General features: G+C 71.1%; 24 protein-coding genes. 22 read left to right on the forward strand and 2 right to left on the reverse strand.

Translation table 11 applies throughout. The features are described from left to right. The first annotated feature begins 341 nt into the window (after nucleotides 1-341). The 7 genes from aroC to nusB all read left to right on the forward strand — a co-directional run bounded on the left by aroC (nucleotide 342) and on the right by nusB (nucleotide 6,583). On the forward strand, nucleotides 342-1,526 hold the full coding sequence (gene aroC / locus H8R17_RS12215; RefSeq protein ID WP_187823176.1) for a chorismate synthase: 1,185 nt from the start codon (nucleotides 342-344) through the stop codon (nucleotides 1,524-1,526). After that, nucleotides 1,523-2,038 (forward strand): shikimate kinase, encoded by a 516-nt coding sequence (locus H8R17_RS12220; RefSeq protein ID WP_187823177.1) that lies wholly within the window; start codon nucleotides 1,523-1,525, stop codon nucleotides 2,036-2,038. The genes aroC and H8R17_RS12220 overlap by 4 nt, the downstream gene beginning before the upstream one ends. After that, on the forward strand, nucleotides 2,035-3,126 hold the full coding sequence (gene aroB / locus H8R17_RS12225; RefSeq protein WP_187823178.1) for a 3-dehydroquinate synthase: 1,092 nt from the start codon (nucleotides 2,035-2,037) through the stop codon (nucleotides 3,124-3,126). The genes H8R17_RS12220 and aroB overlap by 4 nt, the downstream gene beginning before the upstream one ends. Before the next feature lie 163 nt (nucleotides 3,127-3,289). Continuing rightward, nucleotides 3,290-4,198: a Pro-rich N-terminal domain-containing protein gene (locus tag H8R17_RS12230; protein ID WP_187823179.1), complete on the forward strand. Its 909-nt coding sequence runs from the start codon at nucleotides 3,290-3,292 to the stop codon at nucleotides 4,196-4,198. Nucleotides 4,199-4,416: 218 nt separating this feature from the next. Continuing rightward, complete coding sequence (locus H8R17_RS12235; protein ID WP_187823180.1) at nucleotides 4,417-5,523, forward strand: aminopeptidase P family protein; 1,107 nt, start codon at nucleotides 4,417-4,419, stop codon at nucleotides 5,521-5,523. A gap of 56 nt (nucleotides 5,524-5,579) precedes the next feature. Beyond that, on the forward strand, nucleotides 5,580-6,146 hold the full coding sequence (efp, locus tag H8R17_RS12240) for an elongation factor P (RefSeq protein ID WP_187823181.1): 567 nt from the start codon (nucleotides 5,580-5,582) through the stop codon (nucleotides 6,144-6,146). A gap of 2 nt (nucleotides 6,147-6,148) precedes the next feature. Beyond that, nucleotides 6,149-6,583 (forward strand): transcription antitermination factor NusB, encoded by a 435-nt coding sequence (nusB, locus tag H8R17_RS12245; RefSeq protein ID WP_187823182.1) that lies wholly within the window; start codon nucleotides 6,149-6,151, stop codon nucleotides 6,581-6,583. Nucleotides 6,584-6,780: 197 nt separating this feature from the next. Here nusB and bldD read toward each other — a convergent pair whose 3' ends face one another. Beyond that, nucleotides 6,781-7,284 carry a transcriptional regulator BldD gene (gene bldD / locus H8R17_RS12250; protein WP_187823183.1) on the reverse strand — a complete coding sequence of 168 codons (504 nt, stop codon included), beginning with the start codon at nucleotides 7,282-7,284 and terminating at the stop codon, nucleotides 6,781-6,783. Between the two features lie 320 nt (nucleotides 7,285-7,604). Between bldD and pyrR the strand changes: the two genes are divergently transcribed. The 14 genes from pyrR (at nucleotide 7,605) to H8R17_RS12320 (ending at nucleotide 24,333) form a co-directional block, all read left to right on the forward strand. Then, complete coding sequence (gene pyrR / locus H8R17_RS12255) at nucleotides 7,605-8,171, forward strand: bifunctional pyr operon transcriptional regulator/uracil phosphoribosyltransferase PyrR (protein ID WP_187823184.1); 567 nt, start codon at nucleotides 7,605-7,607, stop codon at nucleotides 8,169-8,171. Nucleotides 8,172-8,275: 104 nt separating this feature from the next. After that, nucleotides 8,276-9,265, forward strand: coding sequence for an aspartate carbamoyltransferase catalytic subunit (locus H8R17_RS12260; RefSeq protein WP_187823185.1), 990 nt, complete (start codon nucleotides 8,276-8,278; stop codon nucleotides 9,263-9,265). Then, a complete protein-coding gene (locus H8R17_RS12265; protein ID WP_187823186.1) occupies nucleotides 9,262-10,575 on the forward strand; it encodes a dihydroorotase in 1,314 nt (437 codons plus the stop codon). The genes H8R17_RS12260 and H8R17_RS12265 overlap by 4 nt, the downstream gene beginning before the upstream one ends. After that, entirely contained in the window at nucleotides 10,572-11,141 is a 570-nt protein-coding gene (locus tag H8R17_RS12270) for a hypothetical protein (RefSeq protein WP_187823187.1), read from the forward strand. The genes H8R17_RS12265 and H8R17_RS12270 overlap by 4 nt, the downstream gene beginning before the upstream one ends. Beyond that, complete coding sequence (gene carA, locus H8R17_RS12275; RefSeq protein ID WP_187823188.1) at nucleotides 11,138-12,280, forward strand: glutamine-hydrolyzing carbamoyl-phosphate synthase small subunit; 1,143 nt, start codon at nucleotides 11,138-11,140, stop codon at nucleotides 12,278-12,280. Before H8R17_RS12270 ends, carA begins: the two co-directional genes overlap by 4 nt. Further along, a complete protein-coding gene (carB, locus tag H8R17_RS12280; RefSeq protein ID WP_187823189.1) occupies nucleotides 12,273-15,590 on the forward strand; it encodes a carbamoyl-phosphate synthase large subunit in 3,318 nt (1,105 codons plus the stop codon). Before carA ends, carB begins: the two co-directional genes overlap by 8 nt. Before the next feature lie 56 nt (nucleotides 15,591-15,646). Continuing rightward, on the forward strand, nucleotides 15,647-16,756 hold the full coding sequence (locus H8R17_RS12285; RefSeq protein ID WP_187823190.1) for a quinone-dependent dihydroorotate dehydrogenase: 1,110 nt from the start codon (nucleotides 15,647-15,649) through the stop codon (nucleotides 16,754-16,756). Further along, nucleotides 16,753-17,595, forward strand: a complete 843-nt coding sequence (pyrF, locus tag H8R17_RS12290; protein ID WP_187823191.1) for an orotidine-5'-phosphate decarboxylase — start codon at nucleotides 16,753-16,755, stop codon at nucleotides 17,593-17,595. The genes H8R17_RS12285 and pyrF overlap by 4 nt, the downstream gene beginning before the upstream one ends. A 277-nt stretch (nucleotides 17,596-17,872) precedes the next feature. Continuing rightward, entirely contained in the window at nucleotides 17,873-18,196 is a 324-nt protein-coding gene (locus tag H8R17_RS12295) for an integration host factor (protein WP_187823192.1), read from the forward strand. Between the two features lie 37 nt (nucleotides 18,197-18,233). Further along, nucleotides 18,234-18,797, forward strand: coding sequence for a guanylate kinase (gmk, locus tag H8R17_RS12300; protein ID WP_187823193.1), 564 nt, complete (start codon nucleotides 18,234-18,236; stop codon nucleotides 18,795-18,797). A gap of 55 nt (nucleotides 18,798-18,852) precedes the next feature. Then, nucleotides 18,853-19,125, forward strand: coding sequence for a DNA-directed RNA polymerase subunit omega (gene rpoZ / locus H8R17_RS12305; protein WP_187823194.1), 273 nt, complete (start codon nucleotides 18,853-18,855; stop codon nucleotides 19,123-19,125). A 132-nt stretch (nucleotides 19,126-19,257) separates the two neighbouring features. Beyond that, a complete protein-coding gene (gene coaBC, locus H8R17_RS12310; protein ID WP_187823195.1) occupies nucleotides 19,258-20,463 on the forward strand; it encodes a bifunctional phosphopantothenoylcysteine decarboxylase/phosphopantothenate--cysteine ligase CoaBC in 1,206 nt (401 codons plus the stop codon). A 234-nt stretch (nucleotides 20,464-20,697) separates the two neighbouring features. Then, nucleotides 20,698-21,921: a methionine adenosyltransferase gene (metK, locus tag H8R17_RS12315; RefSeq protein WP_187823196.1), complete on the forward strand. Its 1,224-nt coding sequence runs from the start codon at nucleotides 20,698-20,700 to the stop codon at nucleotides 21,919-21,921. Between the two features lie 264 nt (nucleotides 21,922-22,185). After that, nucleotides 22,186-24,333: a primosomal protein N' gene (locus H8R17_RS12320; RefSeq protein ID WP_187823197.1), complete on the forward strand. Its 2,148-nt coding sequence runs from the start codon at nucleotides 22,186-22,188 to the stop codon at nucleotides 24,331-24,333. A gap of 200 nt (nucleotides 24,334-24,533) precedes the next feature. Here H8R17_RS12320 and H8R17_RS12325 read toward each other — a convergent pair whose 3' ends face one another. Beyond that, nucleotides 24,534-25,082, reverse strand: coding sequence for a hypothetical protein (locus H8R17_RS12325; RefSeq protein WP_187823198.1), 549 nt, complete (start codon nucleotides 25,080-25,082; stop codon nucleotides 24,534-24,536). Nucleotides 25,083-25,420: 338 nt separating this feature from the next. Between H8R17_RS12325 and fmt the strand changes: the two genes are divergently transcribed. Next, complete coding sequence (fmt, locus tag H8R17_RS12330; RefSeq protein WP_187823199.1) at nucleotides 25,421-26,353, forward strand: methionyl-tRNA formyltransferase; 933 nt, start codon at nucleotides 25,421-25,423, stop codon at nucleotides 26,351-26,353. Nucleotides 26,354-26,414: the final 61 nt, after the last annotated feature.

Raw genomic sequence — 26,414 nt, forward strand, 5'->3', positions numbered from 1 at the left:
TCCCCCTGTTCCGCAGGGGCCAGGGGGAGGGGAACACACGTGGCCGCGCAGTACGGCCAGGGACGCGGGGCCGACTACCTCGGGTCGTACGCGCCACAGCAGCCCCAGCCAGGTGAGCAGGGGCGCGGCGCCGACCACCTGGGACCTACGCGCCGCGGCAGGACTGGGCCGGTCAGCCCGGGGTACCTCCGTCCGCCTGATGGACCGGCGGCCGGGTCCGGCCGCCGGACGTGGGAGGATCGGAGGTGGCGGACCGGAGCCGCGCACCCGGTCGCGCCGTCGCTGTACGCGAGGACCCGCGTACGCAGGGAAGTACCAGGGCGCGAGACTGAGGAGCACCGTTGAGCAGGTTGCGCTGGCTGACCGCGGGGGAGTCCCACGGTCCCGCACTCGTGGCGACGCTGGAGGGCCTTCCCGCCGGAGTGCCGATCACCACGGAGATGGTGGCGGACCACCTGGCCCGGCGCCGGCTCGGCTACGGACGCGGTGCGCGGATGAAGTTCGAGCAGGACGAGGTCACCTTCGTCGGCGGCGTCCGGCACGGCCTCAGCCTGGGCTCCCCGGTCGCGATCATGGTGGGCAACAGCGAGTGGCCGAAGTGGGAGCAGGTCATGGCAGCCGACCCGGTCGACCCGGAGGTCCTCGCCGGTCTGGCCCGCAACGCGCCGCTGACCCGGCCCCGGCCCGGCCACGCGGACCTGGCGGGCATGCAGAAGTACGGCTTCGACGAGGCGAGGCCGGTGCTGGAGCGGGCGAGCGCGCGGGAGACCGCGGCGCGTGTCGCGCTGGGCGCGGTGGCCCGGTCGTACCTGAAGGAGACGGCCGGCATCGAGATCGTCTCCCATGTGGTCGAACTGGCCGCGGCGAAGGCGCCGTACGGGGTGTACCCGAAGCCGTCGGATGTGGAGAGGCTGGACGCCGATCCGGTGCGCTGTCTGGACGCGGACGCGTCGAAGGCGATGGTCGCGGAGATCGACCAGGCCCACAAGGACGGCGACACCCTGGGTGGTGTGGTGGAGGTGCTGGCGTACGGCGTGCCGGTGGGTCTGGGCTCGCACGTGCACTGGGACCGTCGCCTGGATGCCCGCCTGGCCGCGGCGCTGATGGGCATCCAGGCGATCAAGGGTGTCGAGGTCGGCGACGGCTTCGAGCTGGCGCGGGTGCCGGGGTCCAAGGCACACGACGAGATCGTCTCCACCGGCGAGGGCATCCGGCGGGCCACCGGCCGTTCCGGTGGCACCGAGGGCGGGCTGTCCACGGGTGAGTTGCTGCGGGTGCGTGCCGCGATGAAGCCGATCGCGACGGTGCCGCGGGCGCTGGCGACCGTGGACGTGGTCACCGGCGAGGCGACGCAGGCCCATCACCAGCGCTCGGACGTCTGCGCGGTACCGGCGGCCGGCATCGTCGCCGAGGCGATGGTCGCGCTGGTCCTGGCGGACGCGGTCGCGGAGAAGTTCGGCGGCGACAGCGTGACCGAGACCCGCCGCAACGTCCGGTCGTACCTCGACAACATCGCCATCCGATGAGCGCGCCGTTGATCGTCCTGGTCGGCCCGATGGGCGTGGGCAAGTCCACGGTCGGGCGGATGCTGGCCGAGCGGCTCGGGGTCGGATACCGGGACACCGACGAGGACATCGTCACCGAGCAGGGCCGGACCATCGCCGACATCTTCGTCGAGGAGGGCGAGCCGGCCTTCCGGGCCATCGAGAAGCGGGCGGTGCAGACCGCGCTCGCCGAGCACGACGGCATCTTGGCACTCGGCGGCGGCGCGGTCCTCGACGACGACACGCGCGCGCTGCTCGCCGGGCAGCGGGTCGTGTACCTGTCGATGGACGTGGAGGAGGCGGTCAGGCGGACCGGCCTCAACGTCGCCCGGCCGCTGCTCGCCGTCAACCCGCGCAAGCAGTGGCGGGAGTTGATGGAGGCGCGGCGGCACCTGTACGAGGAGGTCGCCACGGCTGTGGTGGCGACCGATGGCTGTACGCCTGAAGAGGTCACCCAAGCCGCCCTGGATTCACTGGAGTTGAAGGAAGCATGAGCGAGGCAGTCACCCGGATCCAGGTCGGCGGCACCGCGGGCAGCGAGCCGTACGAGGTCCTGGTGGGCCGTCAACTCCTCGGTGAGCTGGGCGGTTTGATCGGCGCGAAGGCCAGGCGGGTCGCCCTCATCCACCCCGAGGCGCTGGCCGAAACCGGCGAGGCGCTCCGTGCCGACCTGGCCGACCAGGGCTATGAGGCCGTCGCCATCCAGGTGCCCAACGCCGAGGAGGCCAAGACCGCCGAGGTCGCCGCCTACTGCTGGAAGGCACTGGGCCAGTCCGGGTTCACGCGCACCGACGTCATCGTCGGCGTCGGCGGCGGCGCGACCACCGACCTGGCCGGGTTCGTGGCCGCGACCTGGCTGCGCGGCGTGCGCTGGATCGCCATCCCGACCACCGTGCTGGCCATGGTGGACGCCGCGGTCGGCGGGAAGACCGGCATCAACACCGCCGAGGGCAAGAACCTGGTGGGCGCCTTCCATCCGCCCGCCGGCGTCCTGTGCGACCTGGCCGCGCTGGACTCCCTCCCGGTCAACGACTACGTCTCGGGCCTGGCGGAGGTCATCAAGGCCGGGTTCATCTCCGATCCGGTGATCCTGGACCTGATCGAGTCCGACCCCGAGGCCGCCCGCACCCCGGCCGGCCCGCACACCGCCGAGCTGATCGAGCGGTCCATCAAGGTCAAGGCCGAGGTCGTCTCCTCCGACCTGAAGGAGTCCGGCCTGCGGGAGATCCTCAACTACGGCCACACCCTCGGCCACGCCATCGAGAAGAACGAGCGCTACACGTGGCGGCACGGCGCCGCCGTGGCCGTGGGCATGCACTTCGCCGCCGAACTCGGCCGCCTGGCGGGCCGCTTGGACGACGCGACGGCCGACCGCCACCGTACGATCCTCGAAGCGGTCGGACTTCCGCTGCACTACCGCTACGACCAGTGGCCCAAGCTGCTGGAGACCATGAAGGTCGACAAGAAGTCCCGCGGCGACCTGCTGCGCTTCATCGTGCTCGACGGCCTGGCCAAGCCCACCGTCTTGGAGGGCCCCGACCCGGCCGTACTCCTCGCCGCCTATGGTGAAGTGGGCCAGTAAGGACTCCGGTACGCCTTCTGCCCGATTCGCCTTGTGCCACTGGGCACTTCACACCGCCCCTGGCCGTTCACCAATCGACGACCAGGGGCGGTACCGTTCGGTAGCAACGGCGGGCCCGCCCGCTGTCAGCGCCCATCGCCTGTACGAGACGGAGTGGCACCGGATGCAGCACGCAGTGGGTTCTCCGCTGCCGCCGCCCCACCAGCCGGGGCACGGACCGGCCGCCGGCTGGTCGCCGGCCGCACACCACCCGGGTCCGCCCCCGGGAGCGCACCAGGGGCCGGCCCCCGTGCCCCCGCCGCACCCGGCACCGGGCTTCACCGGAGCACCCCCGGGCCCGGTCCCGCCCGTGCCGCACCAGCCCGCCCCGCACCCGTCGGCCCCCCAGCAGCCGGCTGCGCAGCACGCCCCGGCACCACCCACGCCGGAGACCACCGGCCACGTACCGCTTCCGCCCGGCGGCCCGGTCGGCATGCCCAGCACGCCACCGGCCACCACCGCCCCCGACCCGACGACCACGACCCTCGCGGTGCTGCTCATAGGCCCCGCGGGCGCCGGCAAGACCAGCGTCGCCAAACACTGGGCCGACCACCGCCGTGTGCCCACCGCTCACATCAGCCTCGACGACGTGCGCGAATGGGTCCGCTCCGGCTTCGCCGACCCCCAGTCCGGCTGGAACGACAACTCCGAGGCCCAGTACCGCCTGGCCCGCCGCACCTGCGGCTTCGCCGCACGCAACTTCCTCGCCAACGGCATCTCGTGCATCCTCGACGACGCCGTCTTCCCCGACCGCCCCGTCGTCGGCCTCGGCGGCTGGAAACGCCACGTCGGCCCCGGCCTGCTCCCGGTCGTGCTGCTGCCCGGCCTCGACATCGTCCTGGAACGCAACGCCGAACGCACCGGCAACCGCCGCCTCACCGACGAGGAGGTCGCCCGCATCCACGGCCGCATGGCCGGCTGGTACGGCTCCGGCCTCCCCATCATCGACAACTCCCAACTCGGCATCCCGGAAACAGCCCGAGTCCTCAACGAGGTCCTGTCAAGATCAATCGCAAGCCCCCCGAACTGGTAGCCCAGGAGGAGTGGGGTGCCTCGTAGCCAAGGGGAGCGGAGAAACCTCAGGGCGCGGGGCTGTGTCAAATATGCGGCCCCGCCGCGTGGGCGCTCCGCCGCGTGGGCGAGCCAAGCCCCACCGGCGCGCACCCGGCGTACAACCTCAAGCGGCACCCCCTACTCCGATCGGCGCCCTCCCAACCGGCACAAATCGCCCACCCCTCCTACGCTCGTCTCATGTCAGAGGTGTACGAGGCACGCCGAACCCGGCTGAGGGCACGCTGCAACGCCGGCGGCAGCCAATCCGCGCTGATCTCCCGCCCCGCCAACGTGCGCTACCTCGCCGGCGCCGCCCCCCAGAACGCCGTCCTGCTGCTCGGCAGGACCGAGGACGTGCTCGTCTTCGCCGGCCCACCGGACGACCGCCCCACCCACGGCCACCCCGACGACTCGCTCCGCCTGCACACCCTCCCCGGCTCCGGCGGCGACCCCGCCGTCGCCGCCGCCGACCTCGCCACCGCCCAGCGCGCCGACTCCCTCGCCGTGGAGGAACACCACCTCACCGTCGCCCGCCACCGCGCCCTCCGCCAGGTCGCCCCGCGCCTGCGGCTCGCCGACCTCGGCGGCGCGGTCGAGCAGCTCAGGGTCGTCAAGGACGAGGAGGAGCTCTCCTGCGTGCGCATCGGCGCCGAGATCGTCGACCAGGCGCTGGGCGAACTCCTCGAATCCATCCTCGTCGGCCGCACCGAGCGCCACCTCGCCCTGGAACTGGAGCGACGCCTCGTCGACCACGGCGCCGACGGGCCCGCCTTCCCGACCGCGGTCGCCACCGGACCGAACGCGGGCCGCCGTGGTCACCGCCCCACCGACCGCCGTGTCGAGGAGGGCGACTTCCTCTCCGTCTGCCTCGGCGCCGTCTACCGCGGCTACCGCTGTGAGATCGGCCGTACCTTCGTCATCGGCACCGCGCCCGCGGACTGGCAGATCGAGCTGTACGACCTGGTCTTCGCCGCCCAGCGCGCCGGACGCGAGGCCCTGGCACCCGGCGCCGCCTGCCGCGATGTTGACCGCGCCGCACGTCAGGTGCTGGACTCAGGGGGGTACGCCGAGGCCCTGCCTCCCCTCACCGGTCACGGGCTCGGACTCGAAATCGACGAGGACCCGCAGTTGGCCCCCGCGGCCATGGGTAAACTGGACGCTTGCGTGCCGGTCACCGTCGAACCGGGGGTCCACCTCCCGGGCCGGGGTGGTGTCCGGATCGATGACACGCTCGTCGTGCGCCCCGAGGCGGACGGCGGACCCGAGCTACTCACCATCACGACCAAGGAGCTGCTCGCGCTCTAGCCTCGCGCTGCGCGCCTGCCCCGGGGTCGTACGTCAGTCCAGGAGATTCCGCAACCGTGGCTTCCACGAACGACCTCAAGAACGGCATGGTGCTCAAGCTCGAAGGCGGCCAGCTCTGGTCCGTCGTCGAGTTCCAGCACGTCAAGCCCGGCAAGGGCCCGGCCTTCGTGCGCACCAAGCTCAAGAACGTGCTGTCCGGCAAGGTGGTCGACAAGACCTTCAACGCCGGCGTCAAGGTCGAAACGGCCACTGTCGACAAGCGCGACATGCAGTTCTCGTACATGGACGGTGACTACTTCGTCTTCATGGACATGGAGACCTACGACCAGCTGCACATCGACCGCAAGGTCGTCGGTGACGCCGCGAACTTCCTCGTCGAGGGCTTCGAGGCGACCGTGGCCCAGCACGAGGGCGAGGTGCTTTTCGTCGAGCTGCCGGCCGCCGTCGAGCTGACCATCCAGGAGACCGAGCCGGGCATCCAGGGCGACCGCTCCACCGGCGGCACCAAGCCCGCCACGCTGGAGACCGGTCACCAGATCCAGGTCCCGCTCTTCATCACCACCGGTGAGAAGATCAAGGTCGACACCCGCAGCAGCGACTACCTCGGCCGGGTGACCAGCTAACCGTGGCTGCCCGCAACACGGCCCGCAAGCGCGCCTTCCAGATCCTCTTCGAGGGCGACCAGCGCGGCGCCGACGTCCTCACGGTCCTCGCGGACTGGGTCCGGCTGTCCCGGACCGACACCCGGCAGCCGCCGGTGAGCGAGTACACGATGCAGCTGGTCGAGGGCTATGCGAAGTGCGCTGCGCGGATCGACGAGCTGATTGCACAGTATGCCGTCGGATGGACGCTCGATCGGATGCCGGTCGTGGACCGCAATATCCTGCGCCTCGGGGCGTATGAGCTGATCTGGGCCGATGAGACGCCGGATGCCGTTGTGCTCGATGAGATGGTGCAGCTGGCGAAGGAGTTCTCGACCGAGGAGTCGCCGGCGTTCGTCAATGGGCTGCTTGGCCGGTTGAAGGACCTCAAGCCGTCACTGCGTCGCAAAGAGGCGTAGCGCCCTAGGGGTGCGCTGGGAGCGCGGCTGCGGGTTGGCTGTGGCTGGTCGCGCCCACGCGGCGGAGCCGCATATCGACACAGACCCGCGCCCCTTCAGGGCGTTGTTCTTCACGGCATGAAAAAGCGCCGGGGTGGCAGGAACCCTCAAGGGGTTCTGCCGCCCCGGCGGCACGTTTCTGCTCAGCCGGGGAGCGGTCAGCTTTCCTCGGCGTGGGTGACCGCGCGGCGGGCGTCCGCGTCCAGGACGCCCCAGCTGATCAGCTGCTCGGTGAGGACCGACGGCGACTGATCGTAGATGACGGCGAGTGTGCGCAGGTCGTCCTGGCGGATCGAGAGCACCTTGCCGTTGTAGTCACCGCGCTGGGACTGGATCGTGGCCGCGTACCGCTGGAGGGGGCCCGCCTTCTCGGCCGGCACCGTGGCCAGCCGCTCCAGGTCCAGGACCAGCTTCGGCGGGGGCTCGGCCGCGCCGCCCGGTGTGGTGCCCGGCAGCAGCTCCTGCACGGGGACCCCGTAGAAATCCGCCAGCTCGGCGAGGCGCTGTACGGTCACGGCACGGTCGCCGCGCTCGTACGACCCGACCACGACCGCCTTCCAGCGTCCCTGGGACTTCTCCTCGACACCGTGGAGGGAAAGGCCCTGCTGGGTGCGGATGGCCCGGAGCTTGGCCCCGAGCTGTTTGGCGTATTCGCTGGACATATAGCTCCCCGGCACTGTGTCGACGCGGCTGGGCCGCGCGGCTGGTAACTCACTGTGAGGTTACGCAGCGTGATTCTCCTGCGTCAAGCCGAATGGTCCACACCGACTCTTCCGTGGTATCGGCGATCGACTGGGCCGAGTGGGTGACAAGGGCCGGTCGTGGGACCGTCCGGAGGCCCCGCTACCGGCTGCTATGAGGCCTGGCACCGGCTGCCAGGGGGCCTGCCACCGGCTGCCGGGGTGGCCTGCTACCGTGGATGGCGCAATTCCGACGTCCTTTAAGGTCCGTCCCGTGAGGCGGAGAAGGAGGTCCGTTTCATATGGACAAGCAGGACACGCAGTCCGATGCACGGCCCGTTCTCGAAGGGCCCGACATCGCGCGGGTACTGACCCGCATCGCCCACGAGATCGTCGAGCGCGCCAAGGGCGCCGACGACGTGGTGCTCCTCGGCATTCCGACGCGCGGGGTCTTCCTCGCCCAGCGGCTCGCCGTCAAGCTCGAAGAGATCACCGAACGCAAGGTGCCGTGCGGTTCGCTCGACATCACCATGTACCGCGACGACCTGCGCATGCACCCGCCGCGTGCGCTGGCCCGCACCGAGATTCCCGGTGACGGCATCGACGGCCGCCTCGTCGTCCTCGTCGACGACGTGCTCTTCTCCGGCCGTACCATCCGCGCCGCCCTCGACGCCCTGAACGACATCGGGCGCCCGCGCGCGGTGCAGCTCGCGGTCCTCGTCGACCGCGGCCACCGCGAACTGCCCATCCGCGCCGACTACGTCGGCAAGAACCTCCCCACGTCGTTGCGGGAGACGGTCAAGGTCCAGCTCGCCGAGGAGGACGGTCGCGACACCGTGCTGCTCGGCGTCAAGCAGCCCGCCCAGTAGCAGCCGAGGCGCACGGCAGCTGCCGTACGCCCGCTCAGCGCGCCCTCGTGTGCGCCCGTCTGCCCCGAATTCTTGCGAATTAACTGCCTTACGGAGCCTGACAGATGCAGCGCCATCTCATCTCGGCCGCCGACCTCACCCGCGACGACGCCGTCCTGATCCTCGACACCGCCGAGGAGATGGCCCGGGTCGCCGACCGGCCGATCAAGAAGCTGCCGACCCTGCGCGGCCGCACCGTCGTGAACCTCTTCTTCGAGGACTCCACCCGCACCCGGATCTCCTTCGAGGCCGCCGAGAAGCGGCTGTCCGCGGACGTCATCAACTTCTCCGCCAAGGGCTCCAGCGTGTCCAAGGGCGAGTCCCTGAAGGACACCGCCCAGACCCTGGAGGCCATGGGCGTCGACGCCGTCGTCATCCGGCACGGCGCCTCCGGAGCCCCGTACCGGCTGGCCAACTCCGGCTGGATCGACGCAGCCGTGATCAACGCCGGCGACGGCACCCACCAGCACCCCACCCAGGCCCTGCTGGACGCCTTCACCATGCGCCGCCGGCTGGTCGGCCGGGACGCCGGGATCGGCCAGGACCTGTCCGGCCGGCAGATCACCCTCGTCGGCGACGTGCTGCACAGCCGCGTCGCCCGCTCCAACGTCGACCTGCTGCACACCCTCGGCGCCGAGGTCACCCTCGTCGCCCCGCCCACCCTGCTGCCGGTCGGCGTCGAGACCTGGCCGTGCGAGGTGTCGTACGACCTCGACAGCACGCTGCCGAAGTCCGACGCGGTGATGATGCTGCGCGTCCAGCGCGAGCGGATGAACGCCGCCTTCTTCCCGACCGAGCGCGAGTACTCCCGGCGCTACGGCCTCGACGGCGACCGCATGGCGCGGATGCCCGAGCACGCCATCGTCATGCACCCCGGTCCGATGGTCCGCGGCATGGAGATCACCGCCGAGGTCGCCGACTCCGAGCGCTGCACCGTCGTCGAGCAGGTCGCCAACGGCGTCTCCACCCGGATGGCCGTGCTGTACCTGCTGCTCGGCGGCAACGAACCCGCCCTCACCCACGCCCGTACCACCGAGGAGAAACAAGAACGATGAGCAAGACCCTGATCCGTGGTGCGAAGGTACTCGGCGGCGAGCCGCAGGACGTGCTGATCGACGGCGGGACGATCGCCGAGGTGGGCGGCGGCCTGTCGGCCGAGGGCGCCGGTCGTGCCGGAGGCGCGCAGGATGTGACCGTTGTGGACGCCGAGGGCAAGGTGCTGCTGCCGGGCCTGGTCGACCTGCACACCCACCTGCGCGAGCCGGGCCGCGAGGACTCCGAGACCGTGCTGACCGGCACCCGCGCGGCGGCCTCCGGCGGCTACACCGCCGTGTTCGCCATGGCCAACACCTTCCCGGTCGCCGACACCGCCGGCGTAGTCGAGCAGGTCTGGCGGCTCGGCAAGGAGCACGGCTACTGCGACGTGCGGCCGATCGGCGCCGTCACCGTCGGCCTGGAGGGCAGCAAGCTCGCCGAACTGGGCGCAATGCACGAGTCGGCGGCCGGTGTCACCGTCTTCTCCGACGACGGCAAGTGCGTGCACGACGCCGTGATCATGCGCCGGGCCCTGGAGTACGTGAAGGCCTTCGGCGGCGTGATCGCCCAGCACGCGCAGGAGCCGCGGCTGACCGAGGGCGCCGAGATGAACGAGGGCATCGTCTCCGCCGAGCTGGGGCTCGGGGGCTGGCCTGCGGTGGCCGAAGAATCGATCATCGCCCGGGACGTCCTGCTCGCCGAGCACGTCGGCTCGCGCGTGCACATCTGCCACCTGTCGACCGCCGGGTCGGTGGAGATCGTCCGGTGGGCCAAGTCCCGCGGCATCGACGTCACCGCCGAGGTGACCCCGCACCACCTCCTCCTCACCGACGAGCTGGTCCGGACGTACAACCCGGTCTACAAGGTCAACCCGCCGCTGCGCACCGAGCGTGACGTCACGGCGCTGCGGGAGGCGCTCGCCGACGGCACGATCGACATCGTCGCCACCGACCACGCCCCGCACCCGCACGAGGACAAGGACTGCGAGTGGGCCGCGGCCGCCATGGGCATGGTCGGCCTGGAGACCGCGTTGTCAGTGGTCCAGGAGACCATGGTCGACACGGGCCTGCTGGACTGGGCCGGCGTAGCCGACCGTATGTCCGTCAAGCCCGCGCAGATCGGACAGGCCGCGGGCCACGGCCGTCCCGTCTCGGCAGGTGAGCCCGCCAACCTCACCCTCGTCGACACGGCATACCGTGGCTCCGTGGATCCCGCGGGCTTCGCCTCGCGCAGCCGCAACACCCCGTACGAGGGGCGTGAGCTGCCGGGCCGTGTGACGCACACGTGGTTGCGGGGCAAGGCCACGCTCGTCGACGGGAAGCTCACGTGACACCTGTACTCCTCCTGGCCGCCGAGAAGGAATCGGCGCAAGTGACCGACTGGGCCGCCCGGATCGGCTGGGTCGTCGGCCTCGCCCTCTTCGTCGCGCTCGTCTACTGGCTGATGCGCGAGGGCTGGAAGTGGCGCGGCACGCTCCAGGGCGACCTGCCCGAACTGCCCGTGGCACCGGACGACCCCGGCCCGGCACAGCTGAGCCTGAGCGGCCGCTACCACGGCTCCACCACCGCCGGTCAGTGGCTCGACCGCATCGTCGCGCACGGCCTCGGCACCCGCAGCCGGGTCGAGCTCACCCTGACGGACGCGGGACTGGACGTCGTACGCCCCGGGGCGACCGACTTCTTCATCCCGGCCGGCGCGGTGCGCGAGGCCCGGCTCGACAAGGGCATCGCCGGCAAGGTGCTCACCGAGGGCGGTCTGCTGATCGTGACCTGGGCGCACGGCGAGAAGCTGATCGACTCCGGGTTCCGCTCCGACCGCGCGGCCGAGCACAACGAGTGGGCCGACGCCCTCACCTCCATGATCGAAACCAACAGCACGGAAGGCGCCGAACGATGACGACCTCCACAATGGAAGCCGGCAAGGCTCCCGCCGTACTCGTCCTGGAGGACGGCCGGACCTTCCGCGGCCGCGCCTACGGGGCCGTGGGGGAGACCTTCGGCGAAGCGGTGTTCTCCACCGGCATGACCGGCTACCAGGAGACCCTCACCGACCCGTCGTACGACCGCCAGATCGTCGTCGCCACCGCCCCGCAGATCGGCAACACCGGCTGGAACGACGAGGACGACGAGTCCCACCGCATCTGGGTCTCGGGATACGTCGTGCGCGACCCCGCGCGCGTGCCGTCCAACTGGCGCGCCAAGCGCTCCCTCGACGACGAACTGGTCCGGCAGGGCGTCGTCGGCATCTCCGGCATCGACACCCGGGCCCTCACCCGCCACCTGCGCGAGCGCGGCTCGATGCGGGCCGGCATCTTCTCCGGCGAGGCGGTAGCACCCGAGGCGGACCTCCTCGCGCGCGTGCAGGAGCAGCCGCACATGAAGGGCGCGAGCCTCTACGAGGAGGTCGCCACCCAGGAGGCGTACGTCGTCCCGGCGGTCGGCGCGAAGAGGTTCACCGTCGCCGCGATCGACCTCGGCATCAAGGGCATGACCCCGCACCGCATGGCCGAGCGCGGCATCGAGGTGCACGTGCTGCCCGCGACGGCGACCGAGGAGGACGTCTACGCCGTGGGCCCCGACGGCGTGTTCTTCTCCAACGGCCCCGGCGACCCGGCCACCGCCGACGGCCCCGTGGCGCTGATGACGGCCGTCCTGAAGCGCGGGACGCCGCTGTTCGGCATCTGCTTCGGCAACCAGGTCCTCGGCCGCGCCCTCGGCTTCGGCACGTACAAGCTGAAGTACGGCCACCGCGGCATCAACCAGCCGGTCCAGGACCGCACCACGGGCAAGGTCGAGGTCACCGCGCACAACCACGGCTTCGCCGTGGACGCCCCGCTCGACCAGGTCAGCGACACGCCGTTCGGCCGCGCCGAGGTGTCCCACGTCTGCCTGAACGACAACGTCGTGGAGGGGCTGCAGTTGCTCGACCAGCCGGCCTTCTCCGTCCAGTACCACCCCGAAGCGGCCGCCGGTCCGCACGACGCCGCCTACCTGTTCGACCGCTTCGTCTCCCTGATGGAGGGCCAGCGTGCCTAAGCGCACCGATATCCAGTCCGTCCTGGTCATCGGCTCCGGCCCGATCGTTATCGGTCAGGCCGCCGAGTTCGACTACTCCGGCACCCAGGCGTGCCGGGTCCTGAAGACCGAGGGCCTGCGGGTCATCCTCGTCAACTCCAACCCGGCGACGATCATGACCGATCCGGAGATCGCCGACGCCACCTACGTCGAGCCGATCAACCCCGAGTTCGTCGAGAAGATCATCGCCAAGGAGCGCCCCGACGCCCTGCTGCCCACCCTGGGCGGCCAGACCGCGCTCAACACCGCGATCTCCCTGCACGATAACGGCGTACTGGCCAAATACGGCGTCGAACTGATCGGCGCCAGGCCCGAGGCCATCCACAAGGGCGAGGACCGCGACCAGTTCAAGGATGTCGTGGCGGCCGTCCACCGCAAGATCGGGCACGGCGAGTCCGCCCGCTCGGTGATCTGCCACTCCATGGACGACGTCCTGGGGGGCGTCGAGCAGCTCGGCGGCTACCCCGTCGTGGTCCGCCCGTCCTTCACCATGGGCGGCGCCGGCTCCGGCTTCGCCCACGACGAGGAAGAACTGCGCCGCATCGCCGGGCAGGGCCTCACGCTGTCGCCGACCACCGAGGTGCTCCTGGAGGAGTCCATCCTCGGCTGGAAGGAGTACGAGCTGGAGCTGATGCGCGACAAGCACGACAACGTCGTGGTCGTCTGCTCCATCGAGAACTTCGACCCCATGGGCGTGCACACCGGCGACTCCATCACCGTCGCCCCGGCGATGACGCTCACCGACCGCGAGTACCAGATCCTGCGGGACATCGGCATCGCCGTCATCCGCGAGGTCGGCGTGGACACCGGCGGCTGCAACATCCAGTTCGCGGTGAACCCCGACGACGGGCGCGTCATCGTCATCGAGATGAACCCGCGCGTGTCGCGCTCCTCGGCGCTGGCCTCCAAGGCGACCGGCTTCCCGATCGCCAAGATCGCGGCGAAGCTCGCCGTCGGCTACACCCTCGACGAGATCCCGAACGACATCACGCAGGAGACCCCGGCCTCCTTCGAGCCGACTCTCGACTACGTCGTGGTCAAGGCGCCGCGGTTCGCCTTCGAGAAGTTCCCGCAGGCCGACTCCACGCTGACCACGACCATGAAGTCGGTCGGCGAGGCCATGGCCATCGGCCGGAACTTCACCGAGGCCTTCCAGAAGGCGCTGCGCTCGCTGGAGAAGAAGGGCAGCCAGTTCACGTTCGTAGCGGAGCCCGGCTCCGCTGGAAACAAGGACGAGCTGCTGCACGAGGCCGTACGGCCCACCGACGGGCGGATCAACGCGGTCATGCAGGCCATCCGCGCGGGCGCCACGCCCGAGGAGGTCTTCGACGCCACCAAGATCGACCCGTGGTTCGTCGACCAGCTGTTCCTCATCAAGGAGACCGCCGACGAGCTGGCGGCCGCTGCCGAGCTGACCCCGGACCTGCTGGCCGAGGCCAAGCGGCACGGCTTCTCCGACCAGCAGATCGGCGAGATCCGCGGCCTGCGCGAGGACGTGGTCCGCGAGGTCCGGCACGCGCTGGGCATCCGCCCGGTCTACAAGACGGTCGACACCTGCGCCGCGGAGTTCGCCGCGAAGACGCCGTACTTCTACTCCTCCTACGACGAGGAGACCGAGGTCGCCCCGCGCGAGAAGCCCGCGGTCATCATCCTGGGCTCCGGCCCGAACCGCATCGGCCAGGGCATCGAGTTCGACTACTCCTGCGTCCACGCCTCCTTCGCGCTGCGCGACGCCGGGTACGAGACGGTGATGGTCAACTGCAACCCGGAGACCGTCTCCACCGACTACGACACCTCCGACCGGCTGTACTTCGAGCCGCTGACGCTGGAGGACGTCCTGGAGATCGTCCACGCGGAGGCGCTGGCCGGTCCCATCGCGGGCGTGATCGTGCAGCTCGGCGGCCAGACCCCGCTGGGCCTCGCTCAGGCGCTCAAGGACAACGGCGTGCCGGTCGTCGGCACCTCCCCGGAGGCGATCCATGCCGCCGAGGACCGGGGCGCCTTCGGGCGGGTCCTGGCCGAGGCGGGCCTGCCTGCCCCCAAGCACGGCACCGCCACGGCCTTCGACGAGGCCAAGGCCATCGCCGACGAGATCGGCTACCCGGTCCTGGTGCGGCCGTCGTACGTGCTCGGCGGGCGCGGCATGGAGATCGTCTACGACGAGACCCGGCTGGAGGCGTACATCGCCGAGTCGACCGAGATCAGCCCGTCCCGGCCGGTGCTGGTCGACCGGTTCCTCGACGACGCGATAGAGATCGACGTCGACGCCCTCTACGACGGCGAGGAGCTGTACCTCGGCGGCGTCATGGAGCACATCGAGGAGGCCGGCATCCACTCCGGCGACTCGGCGTGCGCCCTGCCGCCGATCACGCTGGGCGGCTTCGACATCAAGCGCCTGCGCGCCTCCACCGAGGGCATCGCGAAGGGCGTCGGCGTGCGCGGCCTGATCAACATCCAGTTCGCGCTGGCCGGCGACATCCTGTACGTCCTGGAGGCCAACCCGCGCGCGTCCCGTACGGTCCCCTTCACCTCGAAGGCCACCGCGGTGCCGCTGGCGAAGGCCGCCGCCCGGATCTCGCTGGGCGCGACCATCGCCGAGCTGCGCGCGGAGGGACTGCTTCCGGCCAACGGCGACGGTGGCACGCTCCCGCTGGACGCGCCGATCTCCGTCAAGGAGGCCGTGATGCCGTGGTCGCGTTTCCGCGACATCCACGGCCGCGGCGTCGACACGGTCCTCGGCCCGGAGATGCGTTCCACCGGCGAGGTCATGGGCATCGACTCCGTCTTCGGCACGGCGTACGCCAAGTCGCAGTCAGGCGCCTACGGCCCGCTGCCCACCAAGGGCCGCGCCTTCATCTCGGTCGCCAACCGCGACAAGCGCTCGATGATCTTCCCGGCGCGCGAGCTGGTCGCCCATGGCTTCGAGCTGCTTGCCACGTCCGGCACGGCCGAGGTCCTCAAGCGCAACGGCCTCCACGCCACCGTCGTGCGCAAGCAGTCCGACGGCCCCGGGCCGAACGGCGAGCGGACCATCGTCCAGCTCATCCACGACGGTGAGGTCGACCTCATCGTCAACACCCCGTACGGCACCGGCGGCCGCCTCGACGGCTACGACATCCGTACGGCGGCCGTGGCGCGGTCCGTGCCGTGCCTGACGACGGTCCAGGCACTCGCCGCCGCCGTCCAGGGCATCGACGCCCTCAACCACGGCGACGTGGGCGTCCGCTCGCTCCAGGAACACGCGGAACGTCTGACCGCGGCCCGCGACTAGCAGCCAAGAGGGGGACACCGGAAACGGTGTCCCCCTCTTCGTGAGGACACTGACTGATGTACAAACACTTCTTCCATTTGGTTTTCCAACGGATGGACCCGGAACAGGCGCATCACCTGGCCTTCCGCTGGATCCGCCTCGCCGCCCGCGTCCCCGTGCTGCGCACGTTCCTCGCGGCCGCCCTCGCGCCCCGCCACAAGGAACTCCGCACGGAGGCATTCGGCCTGCGGATGCACGGCCCCTTCGGGCTCGCCGCCGGCTTCGACAAGAACGCCGTCGGCATCGACGGGATGGCGATGCTCGGCTTCGACCACGTCGAGATCGGTACGGTGACCGGGGAGCCGCAGCCGGGCAACCCGAAGAAGCGGCTGTTCCGGCTGGCCGGGGACCGGGCGCTGATCAACCGCATGGGCTTCAACAACGAAGGCTCGCTCGCGGTCGCCGCGCGCCTGGCGTCCCGTACGCCCGTCTTCCGGACCGCCGTCGGCGTCAACATCGGCAAGACCAAGGTCGTCCCCGAGGACGAGGCCGTCGCGGACTACGTGAAGTCGGCCGAGCGGCTGGCGCCGTACGCCGACTACCTGGTGGTCAACGTCTCGTCCCCGAACACGCCCGGACTGCGGAACCTGCAGGCCACCGAGGCGCTGCGCCCTCTGCTGAGCGCCGTCCGCGAGGCCGCCGACCGTACTGTGCCTTCGAGGCGTGTCCCCCTGCTGGTGAAGATCGCGCCGGACCTCGCCGACGAGGACGTCGACGCGGTCGCCGACCTGGCCATGGAGCTGGGTCTGGACGGGATCATCGCCACGAACACCACCATCGCGCGCGAGGGACTCGGGCTGACCTCCGGCCCGGCTCTGGTGAAGGAGACCGGCGGCCTGTCCGGGGCGCCCCTGAAGACACGCTCTCTGGAGGTCCTGCGCCGCCTCTACGCGCGCGTGGGGGACCGGATCACCCTGGTGGGTGTCGGCGGCATCGAGACCGCCGAGGACGCCTGGCAGCGCATCCTGGCCGGTGCCACGCTGGTGCAGGGCTACAGCGCGTTCGTCTACGAGGGGCCCTTCTGGAGCCGCGCGATCCACAAGGGGCTCGCCGCACGCCTGCGCACGAGCCCGTACGACACGCTGGCCGACGCGGTCGGCGCCGACGTGAGGAAGAAGACCGCATGAGCCTGGAACCCTTTGGCGCGCGCCTGCGACGGGCCATGGACGAGCGCGGCCCGCTGTGCGTGGGCATCGACCCGCACGCAGCCCTGCTCGCCGACTGGGGCCTGAACGACGACGTGGCGGGCCTGGAGCGGTTCAGCCGCACGGTCGTGGAGGCCGTGGCCGACCGGGTCGCCGTCCTGAAGCCGCAGAGCGCGTTCTTCGAGCGGTTCGGCTCACGCGGCGTCGCCGTCCTGGAGAAGGCGGTGGCCGAGGCGCGGGCGGCCGGCGCACTGGTCGTGACGGACGCCAAGCGCGGCGACATCGGCTCGACCATGGCGGCGTACGCCGAGGCGTTTCTGCACAAGGACGCCCCGCTGTTCTCGGACGCCCTGACCGTCTCGCCGTATCTGGGCTACGGGTCCCTGAAGCCGGCCGTGGACCTGGCCCGGGAGAGCGGCGCGGGCCTGTTCGTGCTGGCGCTGACCTCGAACCCGGAGGGCGGCGAGGTGCAGCACGCGGTGCGCGCCGGGGGGCGCAACGTCGGGGCGACCATGCTGGCGCACCTGGCCGCCGAGAACGCGGGGGAGCGGCCCCTGGGCTCCTTCGGCGCGGTCGTGGGCGCCACGCTCGGCGACCTGTCGTCCTACGACCTGGACATCAACGGTCCGCTCCTGGCGCCCGGCATCGGTGCCCAGGGGGCCACTCCGGCCGACCTTCCCCGGGTCTTCGGGGCCGCGGTGCGCAATGTCGTGCCGAACGTCAGCCGGGGGGTGCTGCGGCACGGGCCCGACATCGGCGCGCTGCGGGTGGCCGCGGAGCGTGTCGCGGACGAGATCCGGGCCGCCGTGGCGGCCGCCTGAGCCGTTCCGGCCGGTCACGGGAGTGCTCCGAGGAGAGAGGACAGGCCGACTTGAGTCTGAATACATCCTCAAATCCAGGGCATTATGTCCTAAATATCCGTCCTGGCGGAGGCTGACCAGGACTTTTCCGCTGTTCTCGCTGACTCTGGCGGACTTGGCCGCTAGTCTCCGACGAGAGTGAACGGGCAAGCGTGTTGCTCGTGGCTCCCCAGGTGTGGGGCGACTAGGTTCCTCACCGGTCCGTATCCGACAGTTCGACATCCGAGGTGACGTAGGCGTGGCTCTTCCGCCCCTTACCCCTGAACAGCGCGCAGCCGCGCTCGAAAAGGCCGCCGCGGCTCGCCGGGAGCGGGCCGAGGTCAAGAATCGACTCAAGCACTCCGGCGCCTCTCTCCACGAGGTCATCAAGCAGGGCCAGGAGAACGACGTCATCGGCAAGATGAAGGTCTCCGCCCTTCTTGAGTCCCTGCCGGGCGTGGGCAAGGTCCGCGCCAAGCAGATCATGGAGCGACTCGGCATCTCCGAGAGCCGCCGTGTGCGTGGCCTCGGCTCCAACCAGATCGCCTCCCTGGAGCGCGAGTTCGGCAGCACCGCCAAGTGAGTCCGGACCACTCCGGGATTGCTGGAATAATCGCTGCATGAGTGAACGTCCGCGGCTGACCGTGCTCTCCGGCCCCTCCGGGGTCGGCAAGAGCACGGTCGTCGCCCATATGCGCAAGGCACACCCCGAGGTCTGGCTCTCCGTGTCGGCGACGACCCGCAAGCCCCGCCCCGGTGAGAAGCACGGCGTCCACTACTTCTTCGTCACCGACGAGGAGATGGACAAGCTGATCGCCAACGGCGAGCTGCTGGAATGGGCCGAATTCGCCGGTAACCGCTACGGCACGCCCCGCGCGGCCGTGGGGGAGCATCTGGAGGCGGGGGTGCCCGTCCTGCTGGAGATCGACCTCCAGGGTGCGCGGCAGGTCCGCGAGTCCATGCCGGAGGCCCAGCTGGTGTTCCTCGCTCCTCCCTCCTGGGAGGAGCTCGTGCGCAGACTCACCGGCCGGGGCACCGAGCCGCCCGAGGTGATCGAGCGCCGCCTGGAGGCGGCCAAGATCGAGCTGGCGGCCGAGCCGGAGTTCGACGTGACCTTGGTCAACACCTCCGTCGAGAACGTGGCGCGCGAGCTGCTAGCCTTGATGGACGACGATCGTGACTGATCATCGATCATCGATCATCGTGACTGATTCTTTCCCATCCATCGGAAGGTAGAGCGTGTCCTCTTCCATCTCCGCGCCCGAGGGCATCATCAACCCGCCGATCGACGAGCTCCTCGAGGCCACCGACTCGAAGTACAGCCTCGTGATCTACGCGGCCAAGCGTGCCCGCCAGATCAACGCGTACTACTCGCAGCTCGGCGAGGGTCTCCTCGAGTACGTCGGTCCGCTCGTCGACACCCACGTCCACGAGAAGCCGCTCTCGATCGCGCTGCGCGAGATCAACGCGGGGCTGCTGACGTCCGAGGCCGTCGAGGGCCCGGTGCAGTAGTATTTTCGGCTTGCAGCTGACTTTTCCACAGGCCTGGCGGCGCGACTGCCGGGCCTGTGGTGTGTAGTGGTGTCGTGCGCTTCCGATCCGTGCGCTGCCTCGGCGCACGGGAGCCGAGTTCCGGGAGAGACGGTGGACAAGCCGAAGGTCGTGCTGGGCGTCAGCGGCGGCATCGCCGCGTACAAGGCCTGCGAGCTGCTGCGACGGCTGACGGAGTCAGGACACGACGTCCGTGTCGTCCCCACCGCCTCCGCGCTGCACTTCGTCGGCGCCGCCACCTGGTCCGCGCTCTCCGGGAACCCGGTCTCCACCGAGGTGTGGGACGACGTCCACGAGGTCCCGCACGTGCGCATCGGCCAGCATGCCGACCTGGTGGTCGTCGCCCCGGCCACGGCGGACGTGCTCGCCAAGGCGGCCCACGGCCTCGCTGACGACCTCCTGACCAACACCCTGCTCACCGCGCGCTGCCCGGTCGTCTTCGCGCCCGCCATGCACACGGAGATGTGGGAGCACCCGGCCACTCAGGAGAACGTGGCGACACTGCGCCGCCGCGGCGCCGTCGTCATCGAACCGGCCGTCGGCCGCCTCACCGGCGTCGACACCGGTAAGGGCCGGCTGCCCGAGCCGGCCGAGATCTTCGAGGTGTGCCGCCGGGTCCTCGCCCGGGGCGTCACCCAGCCGGACCTGAAGGGCCGGCACGTCGTCGTCAGCGCGGGCGGCACCCGCGAACCCCTCGACCCGGTTCGCTTCCTCGGCAACCGCTCCTCCGGTAAGCAGGGCTACGCCCTCGCCCGTACCGCCGCCGCGCGCGGCGCCCGCGTCACCCTGATCGCGGCGAACACCGCCCTGCCCGACCCGGCCGGTGTGGACATTGTCACCGTGGGGACGGCCGTGCAGCTGCGCGAGGCGGTACTGAAGGCCGCCGCGGACGCCGACGCGGTGGTCATGGCGGCGGCCGTCGCGGACTTCCGTCCGGCGGCGTACGCAGCCGGGAAGATCAAGAAGAAGGACGACCGGGACCCCGAGCCGATCGCGCTAGTACGGAATCCGGACATCCTCGCGGAGATCTCCGCCGACCGTCCACGTGCTGGACAGGTGGTCGTCGGATTCGCCGCCGAAACGGACGATGTGCTGGTCAACGGCCGTGCCAAGCTGAAACGCAAGGGCTGCGATCTCCTCGTGGTGAACGAGGTGGGGGAGCGCCGGACGTTCGGTGCCGAGGAGAACGAGGCCGTGGTCCTGGGCGCCGACGGCAGCGAACAAGCCATTACGCACGGCCCGAAAGAGGCCCTGGCCGAAACCGTATGGGACCTGGTGGCGGAGCGTCTGCACGAATGATTCCGTCACTGGACGACTCGCCGATGCCCCGCGTATCAAGGCGTGGCACCTCTGGCCAAGCCGCCTCGGGATTAGGCAGAATGCCCGTGCCGCAGGTCACAGCACTCTCGAGAAGCGAGACGGGGGAGCCCGTGGCCGAGGCCCGACCGATAAACTGTTCACGGACGGCGCCGGGTGCAGCCCCCGCCGTCCGCCATTGATCAGTCAGCAGCCGCTGCAAACCCAGGGAGCGTTGTGTCCCGTCGCCTGTTCACCTCGGAGTCCGTGACCGAGGGTCACCCCGACAAGATCGCTGACCAGATCAGCGACACCATTCTCGACGCGCTGCTGCGTGAGGACCCGGCCTCCCGGGTCGCCGTCGAGACGCTGATCACCACCGGCCTGGTGCACGTGGCCGGCGAGGTCACGACCAAGACGTACGCGGACATCGCCTCGCTGGTCCGCGGCAAGATCCTCGACATCGGCTACGACTCCTCCAAGAAGGGCTTCGACGGTGCCTCCTGCGGTGTTTCGGTGTCGATCGGGGCGCAGTCGCCGGACATCGCGCAGGGCGTGGACGCGGCCTACGAGGCCCGCGTCGAGGGTGCCGCCGCAGGTGGAGAAACGGACGAGCTGGACCGGCAGGGCGCGGGCGACCAGGGCCTGATGTTCGGCTACGCGACGGACGAGACGCCGACGCTGATGCCGCTGCCGATCTTCCTGGCGCACCGCCTGTCCAAGCGCCTGTCCGACGTGCGCAAGAACGGCACGATCCCCTACCTGCGGCCGGACGGCAAGACGCAGGTCACCATCGAGTACGACGGCGACAAGGCGGTCCGCCTGGACACCGTCGTCGTCTCCTCCCAGCACGCGAGCGACATCGACCTCGACTCCCTGCTCGCCCCCGACATCCGCGAGTTCGTGGTGGAGCCGGAGCTGAAGGCGCTGCTGGACGAGGGCATCAAGCTGGACACCGAGAACTACCGTCTGCTGGTCAACCCGACCGGCCGCTTCGAGATCGGCGGTCCGATGGGTGACGCCGGCCTGACCGGCCGCAAGATCATCATCGACACCTACGGCGGCATGGCCCGCCACGGCGGCGGTGCCTTCTCCGGCAAGGACCCGTCCAAGGTGGACCGCTCGGCGGCGTACGCGATGCGCTGGGTCGCCAAGAACGTCGTCGCCGCGGGTCTGGCCTCCCGCTGCGAGGTCCAGGTCGCCTATGCCATCGGCAAGGCCGAGCCCGTCGGCCTGTTCGTCGAGACCTTCGGCACCGCCAAGATCGACACCGACAAGATCGAGAAGGCGATCGACCAGGTCTTCGACCTGCGCCCGGCCGCCATCATCCGCGACCTCGACCTGCTCCGCCCGATCTACGCCCAGACCGCCGCGTACGGCCACTTCGGCCGCGAGCTCCCCGAGTTCACCTGGGAGCGCACGGACCGCGTGGACGCCCTGCGCAAGGCGGCGGGGCTGTAAGCCCCGAACCACCTTCGAAGGCCCGGCATCCCTTGGGGATGCCGGGCCTTCGGCGGTTCACGGACTCGGTTCGTCGTCCTCCTGTGGTGTGGCGAAGGGCGGCGCGCCATGAGAGAGGGGCCCGGAGCCGGAGTCTGGTGGTGAGGGGGTCGGGTTTCGCTTTCGCCGGGGCATGGCCGAGTGGGTCGAGGCAGGGCCCAGGGCGTCGCCGGTGGGGAGGTCGGAGGGCGTCGGTTGTCAGTGGGGTTTGGTAAGAATGCAAGCGTGAGCAGCGAGGATGAGAAGGGGCGGGGTGGTGCCGAGGGCGCGCTGCCCGAGCAGCTCGCGCTCATTCGGGAGAGTGTGCGCAGGGCGAAGGAGCCGCGGGCCAAGCCTCGGACGTGGCGGGGGGCCGCGCTTGCCAAGGAACTGCCTGTTGCGCGGGTGCTGGTGGACAAGGGGGTGCTGCATCTTGATCGGTACTTCGACTACGCCGTGCCCGAGGAGCTGGATGAGGATGCGCAGCCGGGTGTGCGGGTGCGGGTGCGGTTCGGGGCCGGGCGGCATCGGGTGCGGGAGGGGCGGCGTGAGGGTGGGGGGCTGATCGACGGGTTCCTCGTCGAGCGGCTGGCCGAGTCCGACTACTCCGGGCCCCTTGCGGCGCTCGCCCAGGTCGTGTCGCCCGAGCCTGTGCTGAGTGCGGAGCTGCTCGGGCTCGCGCGGGCGGTCGCCGACCGGTACGCGGGCAGCCTCGCTGATGTGCTGCAGCTCGCCGTGCCGCCGCGCAGTGCGCGGGCCGAACAGCAGCCCTCGCCCACACCGCTCCCGCCTCCGCCGGTGCCCGAGGCGGGGTCCTGGACGCGGTACGAGCGGGGGGCCGCCTTGGTGGAGTCGCTGGCCGCGGGGGGTGCGCCGCGGGCCGTGTGGAACGCGTTGCCGGGGCCGGAGTGGAGCGATGAGCTGGCGCGGGCCGTCGCGGCGACGCTCGCCTCGGGGCGGGGCGCGCTCCTCGTGCTGCCCGACGGGCGGGCTGTCGCGCGGGTCGACGCCGCGCTGACCGCACTGCTGGGCGAGGGGCGGCATGCCGTGCTCACCGCCGACGCCGGGCCCGAGAAGCGGTACGCGCAGTGGCTCGCCGTGCGTCGCGGGTCCGTACGAGCCGTCGTGGGGACCCGGGCCGCCATGTTCGCCCCCGTACAGGATCTCGGGCTCGTCGCCCTCTGGGACGACGGTGACGACAGCCACAGCGAGCAGCACGCGCCGCAGCCCCATGCGCGAGAGGTACTGCTGCTGCGCGCCGCGCAGGACAAGTGCGCCTTCCTGCTGGGGAGTTTCGGCTGCACCGTCGAGGCAGCGCAGCTCGTGGAGACCGGCTGGGCCCGGCCCCTCGTCGCCGGACGGGACGAAGTTCGGCGGGCCGCGCCGCTCGTACGGACCGTGGGGGACACGGACCTCGCGCGGGACGAGGCCGCCCGGGCCGCCCGGCTGCCGAGCCTCGCCTGGCAGATCGTCAGGGACGGGCTGCGGTACGGGCCGGTGCTCGTCCAGGTGCCCCGGCGCGGATACGTGCCGCGGATGGCGTGCGCCAACTGCCGGGCGCCCGCGCGGTGCCGGCACTGCTCCGGGCCGCTGGAGGCGCGCGGCGGCGGAACTCTGTGGTGCGGCTGGTGCGGACGTGAGGAAGGCGCCTGGCACTGCCCGGAGTGCGGGGCGTTCCGGTTGCGGGCCTCAGTGGTGGGGGCGCGGCGGACCGCCGAGGAGTTGGGCCGCGCCTTCCCGGCCGTTCCGGTGCGGACCTCCGGGCGTGAGCATGTGCTGGACACGGTGCCGGGGGCGCCGGCGCTGGTCGTGAGTACGCCGGGGGCCGAGCCCGTCGCCGAGGGCGGGTACGCGGCGGCGCTGCTGCTGGACGGCTGGGCCATGCTCGGGCGGCCCGATCTGCGCGCCGGGGAGGACGCGCTGCGGCGGTGGATCGGGGCGGCGGCGCTGGTGCGGCCGCAGGAGAGCGGGGGGACCGTGGTGGTCGTCGCCGAGCCGACGCTCAGGCCCGTACAGGCGCTGGTGCGGTGGGATCCCGTCGGGCATGCGGTACGGGAGCTGGGCGAGCGGGCCGAGCTGGGGTTTCCGCCGGTGTCGCGAATGGCGGCCGTGTCGGGCACGGCGGAGGCGGTCGCCGACTTCCTCCGTACGGCGCAGCTGCCGCGCGAGGCCGAGGTGCTGGGGCCGGTGGCGGTGCCCGAGACGCCCGCAGGGCGACCGCGGCGGCCGGGGGCGCCGCCTCCCTGGGGGCACTGGGAGCGGGCGCTGATCCGGGTGCCGCCGGGGCGGGGGGCGGCGTTGGCCGGGGCGCTGAAGGCTGCTCAGGCGGCGCGGATGGCGCGGGGGAGTGAGGAGCTGGTTCGGGTGCGGATCGATCCGCCAGATATTGGGTGAGGTGTGGGCTGCGGTGGTTTTGAGGGAGGCTGAGCTGGGAGGGGGCTGAGGTTCGTTCGGGTCTGTTTCGTTCCGTGCGGGGTCCGTTGAGGTTTCGGTGTGTGGTCTGTGTACGTCAGCGTGCCGTGCGGTCGGCATGCCGCTGCCCTCCCGGAGGTGCGGATGTGCGCCGGGAGGGCAGTGCGGGGTGCGGCCGGGTGTCAGCCGCTGCGCGGGCCCGGGAAGGCCGTCGGCCTGGCCTCGTCGCGGAGGGACGGGCTGCCCGCTGTCGGCTGGGTCGGCATGGAGCGGGCCGCGGGGACCGTGGGCACGGTGGAGATGTCGGTGCCCACGTTGACGGTGCGGGTGCCGGACGGCTCCGGTGTGCGGTCGGTCTCGGGGGCGGCCGCTGTCTGGGCGGTGGCGCGGCGGGCGCCGTAACGGCGGTGTACCGCCTGCTTGGTGACCCCGAGGGCGGAGCCCACCGCGTCCCACGAGAAGCCGAGTGAGCGGTCGAAGTCCACGGCGGCCGTGACCAGGGTCTCGACACTGTCCCGCAGTTCCTGGGCGAGACGGACCGTCGGGGCGGGGGCGCGTCCGTAGACGACGAAGCCCGTGGAGGGACCGGAGCGGCGCGGGCGGTAGACGTTTCCCAACTGGGCGGTGAGCGTGCGCAGTGCGTCCACCTGCCGGCGGACCCGCTCGATGTCCCGCACCAGCAAGTGCAGGCTGGCCCGAGCCTGGGCGTCGTGGGTTGCGTGGTCGGCCATGAACAAGCCTCTCGAACCGGCGTTGAAAGGAATGGGCCGCGAATTGCGGCCCTATGTGGTCAACTCTTTCTTGACCAACGCGGATTCGCTCCGCGGGTCACGGTGTGGGGGCGTGTGGGCATATGCGTGCGCTCCCTGGGGGTGGGTGAGCTGTCGGCTCGCCTTCGGCCTCGCCGGGGATTTTTGCCCACCCACGCGCCACCCGTTTCCAGTTGGGTAAGAGGTGGGCCTTGCCCGTGGGGTGGCTGCTCGGCGTTGGCGGCTTTCTCGGGTCGGGGGTCAATAGACTTGGGGCTTGCCCGTGGACCAATCCCTGCCCGAGAGGCCCGAACCAGCCCATGAAGCTCGTCTTCGCCGGTACCCCTGAGGTCGCCGTTCCCGCACTGGACGCTCTGCTCGCCTCCGGGCGGCATGAGGTGGCCGCCGTTGTCACGCGGCCCGACGCGCCCGCCGGGCGGGGGCGCAGGCTGGTCGCGTCTCCCGTCGCCGAGCGGGCCCAGGAGGCCGGGATCGAGGTGCTGAAGCCCGGGAAGCCGCGGGAGCCGGAGTTCCTGGAGCGGCTGCGGGAGATCGGGCCCGACTGCTGTCCCGTCGTGGCGTACGGGGCCCTGCTGCCGCGGGTCGCCCTCGACGTCCCGGCCCATGGGTGGGTCAACCTGCACTTCTCGCTGCTTCCCGCCTGGCGCGGGGCCGCGCCCGTGCAGCACGCCATCATGGCGGGGGACGAGATCACCGGGGCGTCCACCTTCCTGATCGAGGAAGGGCTCGACTCCGGGCCCGTCTACGGGACCGTGACGGAGGAGATCCGGCCCACCGACACCAGCGGTGACCTGCTGACCCGGCTCGCCTTCGCGGGCGCCGGGCTGCTCGCGGCCACCATGGACGGGATCGAGGACGGCACGCTGAAGGCAGTACCACAGCCGGCCGAGGGGATCAGCCTCGCACCCAAGGTCACCGTCGAGGACGCCCAAGTCGACTGGAACGCCCCCGCCCTGCGCGTCGACCGGGTCGTGCGCGGCTGCACCCCGGCGCCAGGTGCCTGGACCACCTTCCGCGGTGAGCGGCTCAAGCTCATCCAGGTCACGCCGGTGCCCGAGCGGACGGATCTCGGCCCGGGACAGATGGCGGTCGGCAAGAACAACGTGTACGTGGGTTCCGGGTCGTACGCCGTCGAGCTGCTGTGGGTGCAGGCGCAGGGGAAGAAGCCGATGCGGGCGGCCGACTGGGCGCGCGGGGTGCGGATCGGCGAGGGGGAGCGGCTCGGGGGCTGACGGCCCGGCGACTGCGGTCCGCCTCCGGGGACGTGGGACGGTAACCCGACGACGTAGGCTG

The organism is Streptomyces sp. TRM68367, assembly GCF_014495685.1.
GTDB lineage: Bacteria > Actinomycetota > Actinomycetes > Streptomycetales > Streptomycetaceae > Streptomyces.